This window comes from Micromonospora sp. NPDC052213, from assembly GCF_040679695.1.
Classification (GTDB): Bacteria; Actinomycetota; Actinomycetes; order Mycobacteriales; family Micromonosporaceae; genus Micromonospora.
Map to the genome: position 1 here is coordinate 1 of NZ_JBFAVI010000165.1, position 15,920 is coordinate 15,920.

Consider the following 15,920-nt stretch of genomic DNA (forward strand, 5'->3'; position numbering starts at 1 on the left):
CCCCGTGACGTCCCGGTCCGGGACCGCCCAACGGCCAACCGGCCCCGCTCACCTTCGGGTGGGCGGGGCCGCTTCGTCGTGTTGGGGGGCTACTTCACCGCCCAGCGCGGCGTTACCTGCTCGCCCTCCGGCGCGTACTCCACGAACACCGGCCGCTTCGTCCCCGGCACTGGGAACGTGATCCAGCCGCGGACGCAGCGGCCGGGCGCGAGAGCCTTCTCCGACCAGGGGTACTCCGGCTCCGGGAACGAGTCGTACCCCGTGTCGGAGGGGCCGATGGTGGTGTCGTCGGCGTAGACGAGGGTCCACGGGCCGTTCGACACCCCCACCGACGAGACGGTGATGTCCTTGTTGGCGCACACCTTCACGTCGACGGCGGCCCACACGAATCCGGGCTGCTCCTCGGGGCGGGGCGCGCTCTTGGCGACGTTGTGTCGGTAGGCGTAGACGGTGGCGGTGACGTACCCGCCGCCGGTGATGATGCCCTTCCCGAAGGGCAGCGGCGCGTTCGGGTCGACGCTCGGGCTTGGGCTCGGGCTGGCGCTCGGCGTCGGCGACGGGGCGGCGCTGGTCGGGGCTGGCGCTGGCGTGGTAGGCGCGGCGGCCGGTTCGGGGCCGCCGCCGCAGCCGGCCAGGGCGGCGACCAGCAGTAGCGCGGCGGGGAGGTGGGGGGTACGGCGCATGCCGGGCACCGTACCGGCCGGTGGCCATCCGGCCGAGCTTCCGTCGGATGGACGACGCGAAGCGGCCCCGGGGCGGGCGGGGCCGCTTCGTGCTGTCGGTGGCCTGCTGGTCCCGGCACCCCACCGCCCGAGGGTGTGGCCGGTGCTGGTCGGAGTGGCCGCGCCGACCGGGTCGGGCTGCCCGGCGCCGGCCAACCCAGGCAACCCCGTGCCAGACCACCTGTGGACAACGGCCGCGCCGGTGGACAATCGCCTGATCATCCTCGCCGTGCGGTATCTGCCCGCGACCTCGCAGCGCCTGCCACGAGGGACTCAGGTCAGTAGGGCCGCCACACCCATCAACCCGGCCCGGATGCGTCCTGGGTTGATCCAGCTCCCTAACCTCTAGCAGGTGACCAACACCTTGCTCCACTCGCTGCGCGATCGACTCCTCGATGAATCGGAGCCGCTCGCAGGGTTGCTCCGGAAGTGCCTGATGCTCGGCGCCGAGACGGGCTCCGAGACGCTGCGCGACTGGGCGCGCAAGGAACTCAACGGGTACGACGCCGGCGACGAAATCCCGGATTACCGCAGTATCCCCAACCCCCCGATCGCATACGACTCGATCGGGGGCCCGCTTGTGGCCAAAGGGCAGACCATCGATCACCGCCTTTTGCCGGATGGCGCTGGTGAGTACTTGCCGGAGAAGCTCTCATTCCGGCAGCCGATTGAGGAGTTGTAGCAGCTTGCCGAACAGGAACATCTGAACCTCGGGACGCCCGGTCTGGCCTACGCCCAGAGCGTCTGGAACAGACAACTCGACGAGTTCGAGGGCGTCATGAACCTGCGCTTCGTCATTTCTGGCTCGACGCTCGCGGGCATCCTCGGTCAGATCCGCACCAAGCTCGTGGATCTCGTCGCGGACCTGACCATCGATACACCGCTGTCCGAGTTGCCTCAAAAGGACCAGGTCGATGCCGCTGTGAGCCACCGCCTCGGAGACATCTACAACACGACGATCCACGGAGCCAGCGGTCCTGTAGCCATCGGCGCTCAGGCACAGGCCAGCACAGGAGGCATGTCCGTCAAGGACGCGCTTCAGCTCCTCGACAAGGTGCAGGAGGTGGCAGCCCGCACTGCGGAGACCAATCGCGCTGAGGTTCTCGATGCCGTCGCCGAACTCCGCACGGCTGTCGAGAGCGATGAGCCGGACACCGGCGAGGTGGTGAAGAGCGGCGGCAGGCTGCGTGCCCTCGTGAGCAAGATCGGGGATGCGGCACTGTCCGATGCCACTGGCAAGGCTGTTCAGGCCCTCACCGATTTGGCGCTCAACGGCACCTTCGGCTAACCGACCAGCCTCAAGCGCCCCCGCCGGCCTTGTGCCGGCGGGGCGCTTCGTCGCGTTCGGGTCAGCTCACTCCCACAGGCCGGTGCAGGGAGCTACGCGGCGGGGGCGCGCCTTCATCCACCGGTTGGCCGTAGCCTTGGAGCATCCGGCCGCCTTGCCGAGGACTTCGCCCGTGGGCCTGATCCCGTGCGCCTGGACGAGCCGGTCGTACTCTGCCGCGAGCCGGGCTACGTCGATCCGGCGACCCGGCGCAGGCGGACCGGGCTCACGGCGCACCGAGCTGGACTCGACAGCCGGAATCTTCGGCTGATTCGGCGCAGCGGCCGGGCGCGGCTCAGGTTCAGGGGCCGGCGCGGGCGCGGCCAGCACGGTGGCCGCCCGGGGCGGCGCGGGACAGCGGACGTGAGCCGGCTCGTCGGTCGCGTCGACCATGTCCCACAGGCCACCCCGCGACACGTCCGCCCACCGGCTCAGCGCCCGGTCAGCGAGGGCGACCCGGGCTGCCCCGGCGGTGAGCCGGTCCCGGGCATCGGCCATCTGCTGGCGCAGCTCAGCGCAGCGGCGGATCTCCGGGTCGTCTAGGGTGATCGGCTCAGGCGCGGGGGTCGGCTCAGTGGGTGCGGGCTGAGCCGGCTCACCGGCCCGGCCGCGCAGAGCGGCCCAGGCGGCCCGGAGCCAGCCTGCCGGCCGAGCCGCTCGACGGGCCGCCCGCTCGGAGTGGTAGCCGTCCCAGGCAGCCCGCGGGTCGCGGACGTGGGTGCTCGATCGACCACCGCTCGGCCCGCCACGTCCGGATCGGGAAGGCCCGGCGCCGCTTCCGGTCGAACACCGCGCCGGTCTCGTCGACCAGGTCCTTGCGCAGCAGCTGGAGGTGCTGCTGCCGGCGGGTGTGCAGGCCCCACAGCCACGGGCTCAGCAGCGACGCCATCCCGCTGCCGACGGCGAACGGGGTCGGCCGCCAGTCCTCCCCGTCGAAGTGGCTGTAGTTCAGCGCGGCGACCACCGCGGCGATGACGTACGAGCGGCGACGCATCTCGGCGGCCGTGCCGGTCGCGCCCTGGATGAGGGCGTCGTGGGCGTGCCAGTTGACGTAGAGGCTGATCGACTCGACGGTGGCCGCGTAGACCAGGGCGACGACGAGCCGGGCCGCGACCGGCCAGGACTCCGGGGTGCGTGTGAAGGCGTACCCGGTCTGCCCGCCGACCGCCGCGGTGTTGACGAGCAGCAGCGGGGCGATGGTCCGGGCCGAGCCGGCCCACCGGCGCAGCGCGGCCCGGCGGCGGGCGCGAGCCTTGGCCTTGGCCTTGCGGCGGCGCTTCTCCGCGCGGGCCTGCTCGCGGGCGGCGCGGCGCTGCTCGGCGCGGTCAGCCTCGGCCTGGTCCCGCGCGAACTGCGCGAGCAGACGACGGCGCTCGTCCTCGGCGCGGGCTGCGGCGGCGATCTCGTCGGCGGTGGGCCGGTGGCGGGCGATCAGCTTCACCGGGCACCTGCCAGGGCCTCGGACCGGCAGGGGCCGCAGTTGTGGGCGAGGGAGCCGCGGTGTCGGGGGCACTGGTCGGTACCGCGTGCCGGCGGGAGGTCGGCGCCCCGACGCTCCGGTACGGCGGCCGGCCGGTGGTGTTCTTGCTCTTCGGGATCCAGCGACGCCAGTCTCGCGCGCCAGCGCGCTTCTCCTTCAAACCCTCTTCACCACTTCGGGTGACGGCCAGGGTGACACCCCCGGCGGCCGGATCTGGCACCCCGGCGTCGTCGTTTGTCACCTCCGGGCCCGTGGATGGCACCCCCTGGACCGCTGCGGTGACGAGCCGGTAGACGCGGGTGGCGATGCCGGCGACCCGACGCCAGACGATCCGGCCGAGGCTGAGCAGCTTGGCGATGGCCCGCTGGGCAGTGCGCTCGGAGCAGTCGGCGTACTCGGCGATCGTCGCCACCGACGGCCAGGCGTCGCCGGCCTTGTTCATGTGGGCGGCGATGGCCACGGCGACGGCGCGCTCGTTCTTGCCGAGCCCCTTGGTGGCCAGCATGGCGGCCTTGACGTGCTGGCTCACCGGGCACCGCCGGCAGTGCTCAGCGGGGTGCCGGTCGCGTGGCCGAGGGCAGTGCCGGTGAGCAGCGCGGCGCGCAGTCCGGCGGCGGGGCCGACGTAGCCGGCGACCATGCGCCGGGTGGGGGTGGCGTGCGCGTGTGGGCGCGCATCAGCCAGAATGGCCGGGGGTCAGGACTCGCTTCCTGATCAAGGGCCCGGGCGGAGCTGCAATCTCCGTGTCCGGGCCCGACTCGTTGTCGGGTGGGGCGTCAGCTGGTGACGCGCGGCCGGCGGCCCCTTCGGGGTGGTGCGCCGGTGCGCTGCCGGTGTGCGGTGATCCGCCGATTGACCTCGCTGCTGGAAATCTCGGCCTCCTGCGCCACCTGCTCGTAGGTGGAGGTGGCGGCGGCCTCGGCGATTGCGGCGTCTTGCTCGGCCGCGATGGCGCTCTTGATCTCCTGGGCCAGGCTGCGCAGCTCCCGGTACCGGGCCACCGGGTCCAGGTGGCGGGCCGCGGCGAGTCTGGCACCGAGCTGCGACAGCGGATCGGTCATGCCGAAATACTAGGGCACCCTGCTCTAAGAATCAACACACCAGCCTGTTGTCAAACGAAGCGCCCCCGCCAACCCGGCGGGGGCGCTTCCTTATCTAGTTCGGATCAGAGATCCTCGGCCGCTTGCTGATCGACGTGTGCGTCATGGATCGTCGCATCCCACAGCACCATCGGCCTGATGACTCTCACGCCGCCGATCGTCTGGTCGTAGGGGAAGCGCTTGTCGTTGGACACCAGGAAATCGGCCTTGGCACGGATCGCCGTAGCCAAGTGGGCGGCGTCCGCTCCCCGCATCTCAAAGCTGTCACAGATCCGTCGGGTGTCCTCAACCACGAACAGGTCGAGCTCGTACCACTGGACGGGCGCGTCCGTCAGGTACCGATCGATGACCTCATCGCGCTTGGCCGGGTCTACTTCGCCGTTGTGCGAAGCGACCTCGGCGAGAACAAGGGTGGAGGCCACAAGCTGGATATCGCCCCGCTCGGCGGCGAGCAGCATCTTCAGTGAGCCTGGCCAGAAGGGCGTCTCCCGCTTGATGACGTTGAGAAAGACGCAGGTGTCGATGTAGACCAACGGCGGTTTCTTACCCCCGGCGGGCATGCCTGATGAACTCCTCCGTGGTCAGGTCACCTGTGTAGTCCGGCGCAACGCCGAGGATGTCCCACGCTGACACGCGCGCCCGGTCTGGAAGCACCCGCATCTCCGTCATGTCCAAGCGGATGGGCTGCCCGGCCGGGTTGCGAACCAGCTCGCCAGCCACCCGGACTCGTTCGCCCCACGCCTCGCGGAGTTGCTCCCTCGCATCGTCAGCCGCGCGCACGGTAACCGCGCGCCTGGAGCGCTCATCGACGACCATCACCCGGATTCCGCTGCGGCTACGGGACAACACTTCCAGTCTGCCTTCAACGCTGCCGAACGTGCGGCGCCCCACCTGCGTGGCTCTCTTTGCGTGTTCCACAGCGGCTTCGTCGACGGTTGCCACCTGGTCGTCGTCGGTGGCGCGAATGTGGACGGCCCTGACCTGGTCGCCGATTGTGGCCATCGCCGGCAGGCGGCCGACGGTGGCGACGGAGAAAAGCGGGGGGATCTCCGCTTTCTGGCGCAGCGACTCGACGCCACGGACGAGACCGACGGTGGTGGTGGTGACGGTGGGGATGGTGCGTTTGACGGGAATCCGCTGAGGGACGATGACCGCGCGGTGCACACCGTTGACGGAGATGTCGTCGATCACCCAGTCCAGCCGCGGCTGCCGGCCTGGCAGGGCGGCCTTATCGACCTCCTGCAATGCCAGCCGGGTTTCCGTGAGCACCTTCATATACTGCTGCGGCTGGAGGGTACGCCGCGGCGCATCCACCACGATCTCGATGCCGTGTAGCCGCTCGCCCATGCTCCTCACCATGTCACAGTCGTTTCACCTGCGGTACCGGCATAACGGCCCACCCGGCCCCGACGTTGCGCCCCGCTCCGATCGCCGCCGCACTCGTGGGGCCGACGGGCAGGATCGTGTCGGCGCAGCCGAGGCAACGGGACACCCGCACGGCAGGGGCCGGCCCCGATCGCGGAGCTGGCCCCTTCGTCATGGCACGTCAGAACGTCTGGCCGGCCTGCACGCTGGCCACGAATGTTGCCCACTCCTGCTCGTCGAAGCGGACCTGATCGGCCGGGCGCTGCGAGTTGCGGACGATCCGGTCGCCGCTGGCGTCGATCGCGACCTCTACGCAGTTCGGGCCGCTGTTGTCGCAGCGGTTCGGGCGAACGAAGTTAGCTGATCCATGTTCTCTCCTTGGTCAGCCGGCCGCCGGGTGCGGCCGGCTGTCGGTGGGGGGTGGTCCGAGCTGGTAGAAGCCGTGGTCGACGAGCTGCAGCTGGGCGAACGCCTCCGCCCAGATCCGGCAGCGCCGCGTGCCACAGTGCGGGCATCGGCCGTCGACCGTCTGGTGTTCGGTGAGCTCTCGCCGCCAGCGGGCCACGGTCACGGCGGCCACCGTGGTGCTCACGGCCGGTCGCCGGCGGCGGTGGCGGCGAGGACGTCGACGGCGACGAGCAGCTCGAAGCACCACGGGGCGGTGCAGTCGGCGGACTCCCACGCGCAGTCGACGCCGTGCGCGTACACCCAGGCGTAGGCCGGGTCGTGGGACTCGTGGACGCTGACCACCCGCAGGTCGTGGTACGTCTGCCCGACGATGCCGGGGCTGGGCTGCCACTCGCCGGCCCGCACGGACACGCGGTCGCCGGCGGCGGGCATGGTCCGGGCGGTCACCGGGTCGGTCCGTCGTAGAGGTGCGCGGCCCGGCGCTGCTCGGCCAAGTCCAGCAGTCGGTTCTTCGCTGCTCGCTGCTCGCGCTCCTCGATGAGCGGGCCCGGTGGTGCCGGCCGCGGCGGAGCGGGCCAGCCGGTGAGCCGGCGCAGCACGCCGATGATGGTGTCCAAGGGGTTCGCCCTTTCTCGCCAGTCTCGGCGGCGGCGGCAGGGCGAACAGCTACGTCGTACGCCGCGCGACTCCCCGCCGCCACCGTGACATCACGCTAAGTGCCCACGGAGGCGGCAAGGGGTACGCGGCGTACCCGGTGACGCGGCGTACCTACTCGGTGCCGGTCACCCGGCGCGCCAGGTCGACCGCCTCCGCCCGGACCGACGCCGGCGCCTCCCGGGCGAGCCGACCGACCATGTCCTGCGCCGCCGGCGAGTAGCGAACCGTCTCCGGCGAGATCGCCTCCGCCCGGGTCAACAGGTGCAACGTCGCCTCCCGCGCTCCCTCGAGGTCAGCCGACCGGGCCAGCTCGACCAGGTGCCGGCCGCGGCGCTCCGTCGACGGGATGGACGCGGGGTCCAGGGCGTGGGCGCGGCGCTGGGCCTCGTCGGGGTCGCCGAGGTCGACGGCGCACATCACCGCGTACACGTCGACGAGCGGTCGGGACACGCGCGTACGCAGCCCGACGTAGCCCTCGGGGAGCGCCCGCTCGACGACTTGCCGCGCCACCTCCCAATCAGCCCACGCGCCCTGGTCGCCGGTCCGTGCACGGGTCAGCGCCGTGCACAGGTGCAGGTCGGCGAGCATCTCCGCCCACTCGGTACCGCCGTCGGCGACGTGCGGCTCGATCAGGCTGCGCGCCTCGCGGAGCCGCTCCAGGGCCTCGTCTCCGCGGCCGACTGCCCGGAGCAGGTGCGCGGCGTACCAGATGGACTGTGCGATCGCGAGGGGGTCGTCGGCGTCGAGGGCGGCGGTCATGCCGCGGTCGACGGTGAGCCAGCACAGCTCGCGGTCGCCGTGCCATGCCAGGTACGCCTGGGCGAGGTGGTAGGCCTGGGCGAGCAGGGCGAGGCTGGCGCGTCGGTCGTCGCCGCTGTGGAGGCGTGCGGCGCGTTGGGTGGCGTCGAGCAGGCCGGGCAGGATGAGGCCGACTTCGGTGCGCTGGTGGCGGCTGGTGTGCCAGGTCTGCCAGGCGGAGTCGACGGCGCCGCGCAGGTAGTCGGGCTGCTCGGGTTCGCCGGCGACGGTGATGTGCCAGGCGGTCAGCGCCTTGCGGACGTCGTCGACGGCGGGGTGACTGGCCCGCCCGTCGAGGGACAGGGTGACCTGCGGGCCGAAGAGGTCGGCAAGGTCGTGCACGCCGAGGTGCGGGGCGAGCTGCTGGGCGGCGCGCAACGTCAAGCTGCGGCGGCCGTTCTCGATGAACTTGACGGTGGTCGGCGAGAGGCCGGCGAGCTGCGCGAGGCGCTCCCGGGAGAGGCCGGTCGCTCGGCGGAGCCGCTCGACGCGCTGGCCGGGGGTGGGCTGCTGGTCGACCATGGGGCACCTCGCCGGGTCGGGTACATCGTGTACCCCTGACGGTACGCCCTCGGCCCTACACCGCCATACCATCGCCCGCGATTCGGGTACTCAGGTACTTGACCCGACACGTTCGAGGCGCCTCCTAACCTTCGCTGGTGATCTATCCGGCGCACGAGCGCGTCGGCCGCAACGAGCTGGCCGACATCTTGCGCAGCCGGATCGCGTCTGGGCAGCTCAGGCCAGGTGACCGCCTACCGTCCGAACGGGACCTGAGTCAGACCTACGACGTCAGCCTCATCACCGCGCGAGCGGCCGTGCAGCAGCTGCGCAACGAGGGCCTGGCCGAGGCCGTGCGCGGTCGCGGCGTCGTGGTCCGCGAGCCCGTGAAGCCGGAGCTGGTGGTGGTTGAGCCGGGCATGTGGGTGTCGGCGCGCAACCCGACGCCGGCGGAACGGCGGACGTACGGGGTGCCGGAGGGTGTGCCGCTGCTGGTGGTGACCCACGCGGACGGCTTGCAGGACCTGTACCCAGCTCACCGAACCCGGGTGACGTTTCAGCCCGGCTAAGCCGTTTGTCCCCATCGGGGTTACATCGTTCAGCGGGGCGGATGCGGCACCGTTGATCATTCACCTTTGCGCCATCTGCAAGATTCATTGATAGTCGTTGACTCACTATGCGTGGCACCCCGCAAACTCCATCGATGGGAATTGCGAGGGCAACGAAGACACCAAGCCGCCCGACGAGAATGTCGACATCCGTCTGTGCGCGGCACACCTCTACCTCATCGTCGGAACGGCCAGCTTCGTTTGCCTCGCGGCTGCGCTCGCCGTCGACCACTACACGCACCTCCACGCCAACGTCGGCGTTTACGCGATCCTGGCCGTGCTGTCTATCGGGGGCGACTGCGGATGGATCGCACACTCGACGGAGGCCCGCAACCGGCGCCACCTTGGGCGGCAGCAGCGCGACCTGAGCCGACAGCAACGCGAAATCGCCCAACAGCAGCGTGAGCTGTTCAACCAGCTGGCGCAGCTGACTGCCGCGATGGAGAGCCTGGCCGAGCGCCTCACCCCCGCTCGGCCCCACTCGGCGCCGACATGTCGTCCGGCGGTGGGCCGTATGTATATGTCGCAGGCTCACCACGATCGCTCAGTCGGCATCCAGGCGGCCAGTGTGGACGATCGCACCGACCCGGCCGGCGCTGCCCTGCAGCGGGCCCGCGAGGAGGGCCGGAAGGAGGGCCGGGAAGAGGGCGCCGAGGAAGGCTTCCAGATCGGCTACAGGGCTCAGCTGGCGGAGCGCGGCATCCCGTCGCTGCCACCTCCGCAGAGGCGGCGACTCACAGGCGACTCATGATCTCTGTCGGGGGGGGGGGGAGCAGAGAGGGCGGTCGGTATAATGTACGACCGGCCGCTTTCCTTGGGTTTGATTTTGTTGGGGATAATTGGATAGAACCAGTGACCTCTTCGGTGTGAACGAAGCGCTCTCCCGCTGAGCTAATCGCCCTCAGCGCCGATGACTCTACCTGATCGAGGGACCGGACCGGAAATCCGGGGTCCGCGCGCCGTCGGGGTCTCGACCGCCGCCCCACCACGCCCCTGCGCCGCCCCACCACGCCCCTGCCACGGCACGTCGGAGTCGCCGCCGCGGCACGTCAGTTCGTCGCGAGGTAGTGCAGGGCCTCGGCGATCACGTCGATACCGAAGCTGTACTTCAGCGACAGCCAGACCACCGTGCCGACGAAGACCAGGCCGACGCTGCCGAGCACGAGGCGTACGGCCAGCGACTGGTCCTTCACCCACTGCGTCCAGTTGTGGACGTGTCGGCGGGTGAAGCCGAGCAGCCGGCGAGCCCAGTGGAACTCGACAGCCCAGATGCCGAGGCCGGCGATCACCAGCAGCCAGCCCGGCCCGGGCAGCGGGATGAGGGCGATGCCGATGGTCACCACGAGTGCGCCGGCGATGGCAATGAAGATCTTGAGGGCGACCCGGCCGGTCGGGTTGGCCCGGATCAGGTCGAGGGTGGTGGCGAGCCGCTGCCGCCAGCGCGGACGGGGCCGCCGCTCGGCCAGCGCCGTCCCGTTGGCGCCACCCCGGTCGGCCGGCGTCCGACCTGACGGGCCCTGCTGCTCCATCGGCACCCTGTACCCCCGCTTTTCGGCTGCCCGGACCGCGACTTTCGGCCCGCCCGGCGCGGCCATCGGATCCACTGAGGATCGTTTCGTGACCATTTCCTCCCCCAGTGTGGCGCGCGCCCGTCACTGCAACGGTCGACTGGACGTTACCGGAGTAAGTCGACGACTGAACCACCCGATGCCGGGCGGGATCACGCACTGGGCAGAACCGGAAAACCCTACATGAATCCTCACATTCACGCGGACTTTCCGACCCCCTTCCCACCACTGGGTGAAGTCAGCGTATGGCGGAGCGTAGCCAGGAGTAGCACCTGAGTATGGGAAAAGCGGGACACGCGCGTTCCGCAGCGGTGCCGGGGGGAGATCGTCCATGAGTGTCATCCGACCGACGACCGTAGAGGTCGAGACGTCGCTAAGGCTCGTCGCACCTGACGCCACGGCCTTGCCGGTGCGTGCCAGTCTGCGTTACGACCCTGCTGATCCGTATGCGGTCCATGTCCTGTTCCACGCCGAATCGGCCGGTGGCGAGGCGGTCAGTTGGTCCTTCGCCCGGGAGCTGCTGGTCACCGGCCTCGACGAGCCGGCCGGCATCGGCGACGTGCGGGTCTGGCCCTGGGCCACCCCGCGCGGGGACTTCGTCGCCCTGGCGCTGTCGTCGCCCGACGGCAACGCCCTCTTCGAGGTGCCGCGTAGCGTCCTGGTGCGCTTCCTGCGGCGAACCTACGTCGTCGTCCCGCGCGGCCGCGAGGCCGAGCACCTGGACGTCGACACCGCGGTGAACCGGCTGCTCGCCGGCCGCTGAGAAACCGGCAAGACGGACCATCCGGGGCCGCGCGGATCTGCCGAGTCCGCGCGGCTCCGGCCCACCAGGGGGTACGCGGGCAGTCCTCCCGCCCAGGCCGGGCTCAGCCGTGCGTGGTGATGCCGCCGTCGACCGGGATCACCGCGCCGGTGAGGTACGCCCCGGCGCGGGACGACAGGTAGATCGCGGTGCCGGCCATGTCCTCCGGCCGGCCGATCCGCCCGAGCGGCACCTGCCCCTCGATGGCGGCCCGGGACGCGGGGTCGTCCAGCGCGAACGCCATCATCTTGCTCTCGAACGGCCCCGGCGCGATCGCGTTGACCGTGATCTGCTCGCCGGCGAGCTGGTGGGCGAGGCTGCGGGTGAGCATGTGCACGGCGGCCTTGGTCGCCGAGTACGCGTACACCTCCATGAACGGCACCCGGATGCCGTCGACGGAGCCGATGTTGATCACGCGGGCCGGGTCGTCGGGGCTGGCGGACGCCCGCAGCGCGGGCAGCAGCGCGGTGGTGAGCCGGAAGACGGCCTTGACGTTGACGGCCCAGAGCTTGTCGAACGCGCTCTCCGGGTACGCCTCCAGCGGCGCGCCCCAGGTCGCGCCCGCGTTGTTGACCAGCACGTCGAGCCGGTCGACGCGCTCCCGGACGGCGGCGGCGAGGCCCTCGGCGCCCCCGTCGCTGCTGACGTCGGCGGGGATGGCCTCGCAGCGCCCCTCGGCGGAGAGTTCCTTGGCCACGGCCTCGCACACGTCGGCCTTGCGGGACGAGATGATCACGTGCGCGCCGGCCCGGACGAAGCCCTGGGCGATCATCAGGCCGATCCCCCGCGAGCCGCCGGTGACCAGGACCGTCTTGCCGTCAACCGAGAACAGATCCGTCATGCCCATCCCATCGCGAGTCGGCCGGGGCCGCCGGGGTTAACGCGGTCGGCCCGGCCGGTGCGACCGGCTGCGGGCGTGCCGCGACCGGACGGCGCTACCGCTCGGTAACGTAGCCCGCCCCCGACAGCCCGGACAACCCCCGCCCGACGTCTTCGGGATGCGATGATCGTCGCCCCGGGCTACCGTCGCAGGCGATGGTCTCTTCCGGTCAGCTCTCCCCCGCGCCGCCCGACACCCCTGCCACCGCCCGAGCCGAGATCGACACGCTCACCCTGGGTGACCTCGCGTCGGGCCCGGGTTGGCGGCGTCCGGTGCTGCTGGACCGGGACCTGCTCATCCTGACCGCCGGCGGACACGGCACCGCCGAGCTGGACTTCCGCGCGCTGCCCTGCCGGCCCGGCACGCTGCTGCGGGTACGCGCCGGTCAGGTGCTGCGCTGCGCCGGCCCGCACCTCGACGCCACGGTGGTGCGCTGGGACGCCGACGCGCTGCGCGGGCTGGACGTCGACCCGGACGCCGTCCCGGCCTGGCTCCAGCTCGCCGGCGAGGACGAGGACGCGGTGATCACCGAGGTGAGCCAGCTGGCGGTGGACTGCCAGCGGCACCACGGGCTGGCGGCCGCCCGCGGCCTGCTCCGCCACCAGCTCGCCGTGCTGCTGCTCCGGCTGTCCCTGCTGCCCGAGGGCTCCCGTCCGGCGCCGCGGGCGGAGGCCGCCACCTTCCACCGGCTGTGCCGGGAGATCGAGCGCGGCTACCAGCACACCCGCCGGGTCGAGGACTACGCCGACCGGTTGGGCTGCTCGGTGCGGACGCTCACCCGGGCCTCCCTGGCGGTGACCGGGCGCAGCGCCAAGCAGGTGGTCGACGAGCGGGTGGCCCTCCAGGCGTGCCGGCTGCTGGCCGCCACCGACGAGCCGATCGCCCAGATCGGGCGGCGGCTGGGCTTCTCCGAGCCGACGAACTTCGGGCGGTTCTTCACCCGCGAGGTCGGGATGAGCCCGGGCGCGTTCCGGGCCGCCCGTGAGCGGCCGGCGCCCGGCCCGGTCGTCCGGCCCCGTCCGCCCGCCGACGCGGTCGGCGGGCTCAGCCGGGCATGATGACGGGGTGCAGATCTCCGCGCGCGGCGACTACGCGGTACGGGCGGCGCTGAGCCTCGCCACCGCGTACCCCGGATTGCTCTCCACCCAGGCCATCGCGGCGGAGCAGGACATGCCGCGCAAGTTCCTGGAGGCGGTGCTGGCCGACCTGCGGCGGGCCGGCGTCGTCCGGGCGCAGCGCGGTGCGGAGGGCGGCTACACGCTGGCCCGGCCGCCGCGGGAGGTGACCGTCGGCGCGGTGCTGCGCGCGGTGGAGGGTCCGCTGGCCGGGGTCCGCGGCCTGCGCCCGGAGGAGACCAGCTACGAGGGCGCGGCGGAGAACCTGCCCGGGCTCTGGGTGGCGGTGCGGGCGGCCGTGCGACGGGTGGTCGACGAGGTGAGCCTCGCGGAGATAATCAGTGGCCGGCTGCCCGCCCACGTGCGTAGGTTGACCGCCCTGCCCGACGCCTGGGAGCCGCGCTGATGCCCACCCCCACCCTGCACACCGACCGGCTGTCGCTGGAGCCCTACGGGCCCGACGACGCCGAGGACTTCGTCGCCCTCTTCACCGACCCGGAGGTGGGCCGGTTCATGGGCGACGGCCCGATGACGGCCGAGGCGGCCGGCGCCCTGTTCGGGCGGGTCTTCACCAAGGTCTACGCGGCCGACCTCTTCGACGTCTGGGCGGTCCGCCGCGAGGGCCGGTACGTCGGGCACGCCGAGATCAAGCGGACCGACCAGGTCGACGGCCACGAGCTCGTCTACGCGCTGGCGAAGCCGGCCTGGGGCGCGGGCCTCGGCACCGAGCTGGCCCGGACCCTGGTCCGGTACGGATTCGACACCCTCGACCTGCCCCGGGTGTACGCGACGGTCGCCGACGCCAACCACGCCTCGCTGGCGCTGCTGGGCAAGCTCGGCTTCGTCCACGAGCGCGACATCACCGAGGACGACGGCAGCGTCACCCGCGTCCTCGCCGTCGACCGCGCCCCCGCCTGAGACACCCGGCGGGCTCCCGCCTGAGACACCCCGGCGGGGGTCCCGGTCCACCGGCAGCAGGTCGGCGTCGTCCGCCCGGGGGCGCTCGACGGTGGTCACGCCGGCACCAGGGCCGGGGCGTCCTGCGCGGCGCGCACCTCGTCGCGCAGCAGCGTCCGGATCTGGTGGCGGTGGTGGCGGAAGGCGTCGGAGGAGCGGACGTCCTCCACGGCGTCGCGGTCGCCGAGGTCGATGTCGACGACCTGCGTGATCCGGCCCGGCCGTGAGGTCATCACCGCGACCCGCCGGCCGAGTCGGACCGCCTCGTCGATGTCGTGCGTGACGAACACGACCGTCTTGCCGGTGCGCTCCCAGATCCGCACCAGCTCGTCCTGCGACGAGTCGCGGGTCTGCGCGTCGAGGGCGGCGAACGGCTCGTCCATCAGCAGGACGTCCGGGTCGTACGCGAGGCTGCGGGCGATGGCCACCCGCTGCTTCATGCCGCCGGAGAGCTCGTGCGGGTAGCGGTCGGCGAACCCGGTGAGCCCCACCAGTCCCAGGTGATGCGCGACCAGGTCGGCGCGTTCGGCCCGGGGCACGCCCTTGGCCTCCAGTCCGAACGCGACGTTGCCGGCGGCGGTGCGCCAGGGCAGCAGCGCGTACTGCGGGACGACGGTCCCGCGGTCCAGGCCGGGTCCGGTGACCGGCCGGCCGTCGACCAGCACCTGCCCGCCGGTGGGCCGGGACAGCCCGCCGAGCAGGTCGAGCAGGGTGGACTTGCCGCAGCCGCCGGGCCCGACGACGACGAGGAACTCGCCGGGGCGTACGCCGAGGGTGACCTCGTCCAGGGCGGTGACCGCGCCGGGGGACGTACGCCGGCCGGCGCGGGCCGGGAAGGTCTTCGTCACCCGGTCGAAGAAGATCTTGTCGGTGCTCATGCCGCCACACGGCCCACGGCGGTGACGGGGGCCGCGGCGAGGGCACGCGGACGGGTACGACGGGGTGAGTCCATGGGAGTCTCCTGATCTGTCCACGGTGCGGTGGAGGAAGCCCGACGAGGGGCAGGGAGGCCACGGCCGCTCCGCGTCGAGCGGACGGGCGGGCGAAGGTGCGGCGACGGAGCCGGGCCGGGGTGGTGCCGGTCAGCTCAACAGAGCGCGCTCGCGTGCCGGACCAGGTCGACGTGCACGCGAGCGGTGAGGAGAAGCTCGTCCCGCCGCGACATGACCTCATGGTGCCGGCGGGCGTACCGGCCGGTCAACGTCCTTCCAGAAGATGAGATCGGGTCGCCGCATTCGTCATCTCCCTATCCGCACCAGGGTTCACCGACCCGTAACACCCATCTGATGGATAGGGATTGCCGGCGCTGCGGACACCGTCCACCACAGACCGGGACGGGTTTCGGAAATCGGCGCTCCGGGCATGTTCGGTTCCGTCAGGGCAGGGAAGGGAATCGAAGGGAGCCCGCGATGGGTCTGATGTTCCGCAAGCGCAAGAAGTACGGCCCGATCATCCTGAACTTCACCGAGAACGGCTTCTCGTCCTGGAGCATCAAGATCGGCCGCTGGTCCTGGAACTCCCGGGCCAGGGCGCACCGGGTCGACCTGCCGGGCCCGCTGTCCTGGAAGCAGGACAAGTCCCGGGCGTGACGTCCCGAGGTCGCGCGGGGTGCCGGTGGTCTCCACCGGCACC

Annotated in this window: 23 protein-coding genes and 1 pseudogene; 9 read left to right on the forward strand and 15 right to left on the reverse strand. The window is 71.8% G+C overall.

What is annotated here, in order from left to right; translation table 11 throughout:
- Positions 1–89: 89 nt before the first annotated feature.
- Positions 90–683 carry a hypothetical protein gene (locus AB0L34_RS27585; protein ID WP_363707860.1) on the reverse strand — a complete coding sequence of 198 codons (594 nt, stop codon included), beginning with the start codon at positions 681–683 and terminating at the stop codon, positions 90–92.
- Positions 684–1,074: 391 nt separating this feature from the next.
- Between AB0L34_RS27585 and AB0L34_RS27590 the strand changes: the two genes are divergently transcribed.
- Positions 1,075–1,404 carry a hypothetical protein gene (locus tag AB0L34_RS27590; RefSeq protein WP_363707862.1) on the forward strand — a complete coding sequence of 110 codons (330 nt, stop codon included), beginning with the start codon at positions 1,075–1,077 and terminating at the stop codon, positions 1,402–1,404.
- 96 nt (positions 1,405–1,500) lie between these two features.
- Positions 1,501–2,010, forward strand: coding sequence for a hypothetical protein (locus AB0L34_RS27595; RefSeq protein WP_363707864.1), 510 nt, complete (start codon positions 1,501–1,503; stop codon positions 2,008–2,010).
- 634 nt (positions 2,011–2,644) lie between these two features.
- On the opposite strand, the gene AB0L34_RS27600 is transcribed toward AB0L34_RS27595, so the two are convergent.
- The 10 genes and pseudogenes from AB0L34_RS27600 to AB0L34_RS27645 form a co-directional block, all read right to left on the reverse strand.
- On the reverse strand, positions 2,645–3,490 hold the full coding sequence (locus AB0L34_RS27600) for a hypothetical protein (RefSeq protein WP_363707866.1): 846 nt from the start codon (positions 3,488–3,490) through the stop codon (positions 2,645–2,647).
- Entirely contained in the window at positions 3,375–4,034 is a 660-nt protein-coding gene (locus tag AB0L34_RS27605; RefSeq protein WP_363707895.1) for a helix-turn-helix domain-containing protein, read from the reverse strand. The genes AB0L34_RS27600 and AB0L34_RS27605 overlap by 116 nt, the downstream gene beginning before the upstream one ends.
- Positions 4,035–4,305: 271 nt before the next feature.
- Positions 4,306–4,590, reverse strand: a complete 285-nt coding sequence (locus AB0L34_RS27610) for a hypothetical protein (RefSeq protein WP_363707868.1) — start codon at positions 4,588–4,590, stop codon at positions 4,306–4,308.
- A gap of 104 nt (positions 4,591–4,694) precedes the next feature.
- Positions 4,695–5,162, reverse strand: coding sequence for a type II toxin-antitoxin system VapC family toxin (locus AB0L34_RS27615; protein ID WP_363707870.1), 468 nt, complete (start codon positions 5,160–5,162; stop codon positions 4,695–4,697).
- 10 nt (positions 5,163–5,172) lie between these two features.
- Positions 5,173–5,976, reverse strand: coding sequence for a hypothetical protein (locus AB0L34_RS27620; protein WP_363707872.1), 804 nt, complete (start codon positions 5,974–5,976; stop codon positions 5,173–5,175).
- Between the two features lie 199 nt (positions 5,977–6,175).
- Positions 6,176–6,340: pseudogene (locus AB0L34_RS27625) on the reverse strand (DUF397 domain-containing protein); the annotation flags it as partial.
- Positions 6,341–6,376: 36 nt separating this feature from the next.
- Positions 6,377–6,586 (reverse strand): hypothetical protein, encoded by a 210-nt coding sequence (locus AB0L34_RS27630; protein ID WP_363707874.1) that lies wholly within the window; start codon positions 6,584–6,586, stop codon positions 6,377–6,379.
- Positions 6,583–6,849 (reverse strand): hypothetical protein, encoded by a 267-nt coding sequence (locus AB0L34_RS27635; protein WP_363707876.1) that lies wholly within the window; start codon positions 6,847–6,849, stop codon positions 6,583–6,585. Before AB0L34_RS27635 ends, AB0L34_RS27630 begins: the two co-directional genes overlap by 4 nt.
- Positions 6,846–7,019, reverse strand: coding sequence for a hypothetical protein (locus AB0L34_RS27640; RefSeq protein WP_363707878.1), 174 nt, complete (start codon positions 7,017–7,019; stop codon positions 6,846–6,848). The genes AB0L34_RS27635 and AB0L34_RS27640 overlap by 4 nt, the downstream gene beginning before the upstream one ends.
- A gap of 151 nt (positions 7,020–7,170) precedes the next feature.
- The gene (locus AB0L34_RS27645) at positions 7,171–8,379 is read right to left on the reverse strand and encodes a helix-turn-helix transcriptional regulator (protein ID WP_363707880.1); all 1,209 of its coding nucleotides are present in this window, start codon (positions 8,377–8,379) and stop codon (positions 7,171–7,173) included.
- A 137-nt stretch (positions 8,380–8,516) separates the two neighbouring features.
- On the opposite strand from AB0L34_RS27645, the gene AB0L34_RS27650 reads away from it, so the two are divergent.
- Together AB0L34_RS27650 and AB0L34_RS27655 are read left to right on the forward strand one after the other, a co-directional pair.
- Entirely contained in the window at positions 8,517–8,927 is a 411-nt protein-coding gene (locus tag AB0L34_RS27650; RefSeq protein WP_363707882.1) for a winged helix-turn-helix domain-containing protein, read from the forward strand.
- Positions 8,928–9,024: 97 nt separating this feature from the next.
- Positions 9,025–9,717: a hypothetical protein gene (locus AB0L34_RS27655; RefSeq protein WP_363707884.1), complete on the forward strand. Its 693-nt coding sequence runs from the start codon at positions 9,025–9,027 to the stop codon at positions 9,715–9,717.
- A 298-nt stretch (positions 9,718–10,015) separates the two neighbouring features.
- Here AB0L34_RS27655 and AB0L34_RS27660 read toward each other — a convergent pair whose 3' ends face one another.
- The gene (locus AB0L34_RS27660; RefSeq protein ID WP_363707897.1) at positions 10,016–10,561 is read right to left on the reverse strand and encodes a TIGR02611 family protein; all 546 of its coding nucleotides are present in this window, start codon (positions 10,559–10,561) and stop codon (positions 10,016–10,018) included.
- A gap of 304 nt (positions 10,562–10,865) precedes the next feature.
- On the opposite strand from AB0L34_RS27660, the gene AB0L34_RS27665 reads away from it, so the two are divergent.
- Entirely contained in the window at positions 10,866–11,297 is a 432-nt protein-coding gene (locus AB0L34_RS27665; RefSeq protein WP_007457244.1) for an SsgA family sporulation/cell division regulator, read from the forward strand.
- Between the two features lie 103 nt (positions 11,298–11,400).
- Here AB0L34_RS27665 and AB0L34_RS27670 read toward each other — a convergent pair whose 3' ends face one another.
- A complete protein-coding gene (locus tag AB0L34_RS27670; protein ID WP_363707886.1) occupies positions 11,401–12,177 on the reverse strand; it encodes an SDR family oxidoreductase in 777 nt (258 codons plus the stop codon).
- A gap of 194 nt (positions 12,178–12,371) precedes the next feature.
- Between AB0L34_RS27670 and AB0L34_RS27675 the strand changes: the two genes are divergently transcribed.
- Genes AB0L34_RS27675 through AB0L34_RS27685 form a run of 3 tightly spaced genes read left to right on the forward strand, consistent with a single transcriptional unit; the run spans position 12,372 to position 14,249 of the window.
- Positions 12,372–13,274: an AraC family transcriptional regulator gene (locus AB0L34_RS27675; RefSeq protein ID WP_363707888.1), complete on the forward strand. Its 903-nt coding sequence runs from the start codon at positions 12,372–12,374 to the stop codon at positions 13,272–13,274.
- A 7-nt stretch (positions 13,275–13,281) separates the two neighbouring features.
- Positions 13,282–13,737 carry an Rrf2 family transcriptional regulator gene (locus AB0L34_RS27680; RefSeq protein ID WP_363707890.1) on the forward strand — a complete coding sequence of 152 codons (456 nt, stop codon included), beginning with the start codon at positions 13,282–13,284 and terminating at the stop codon, positions 13,735–13,737.
- Entirely contained in the window at positions 13,737–14,249 is a 513-nt protein-coding gene (locus tag AB0L34_RS27685) for a GNAT family N-acetyltransferase (protein ID WP_363707891.1), read from the forward strand. The genes AB0L34_RS27680 and AB0L34_RS27685 overlap by 1 nt, the downstream gene beginning before the upstream one ends.
- A gap of 95 nt (positions 14,250–14,344) precedes the next feature.
- Here AB0L34_RS27685 and AB0L34_RS27690 read toward each other — a convergent pair whose 3' ends face one another.
- Both AB0L34_RS27690 and AB0L34_RS27695 read right to left on the reverse strand, forming a co-directional pair.
- On the reverse strand, positions 14,345–15,166 hold the full coding sequence (locus AB0L34_RS27690; RefSeq protein WP_363707893.1) for an ABC transporter ATP-binding protein: 822 nt from the start codon (positions 15,164–15,166) through the stop codon (positions 14,345–14,347).
- 209 nt (positions 15,167–15,375) lie between these two features.
- Positions 15,376–15,453 carry a putative leader peptide gene (locus AB0L34_RS27695; protein ID WP_350819730.1) on the reverse strand — a complete coding sequence of 26 codons (78 nt, stop codon included), beginning with the start codon at positions 15,451–15,453 and terminating at the stop codon, positions 15,376–15,378.
- A gap of 244 nt (positions 15,454–15,697) precedes the next feature.
- Here AB0L34_RS27695 and AB0L34_RS27700 point away from each other — a divergent pair, with 244 nt between their 5' ends.
- Complete coding sequence (locus tag AB0L34_RS27700) at positions 15,698–15,877, forward strand: DUF4236 domain-containing protein (RefSeq protein WP_350706667.1); 180 nt, start codon at positions 15,698–15,700, stop codon at positions 15,875–15,877.
- Positions 15,878–15,920 lie beyond the last annotated feature (43 nt).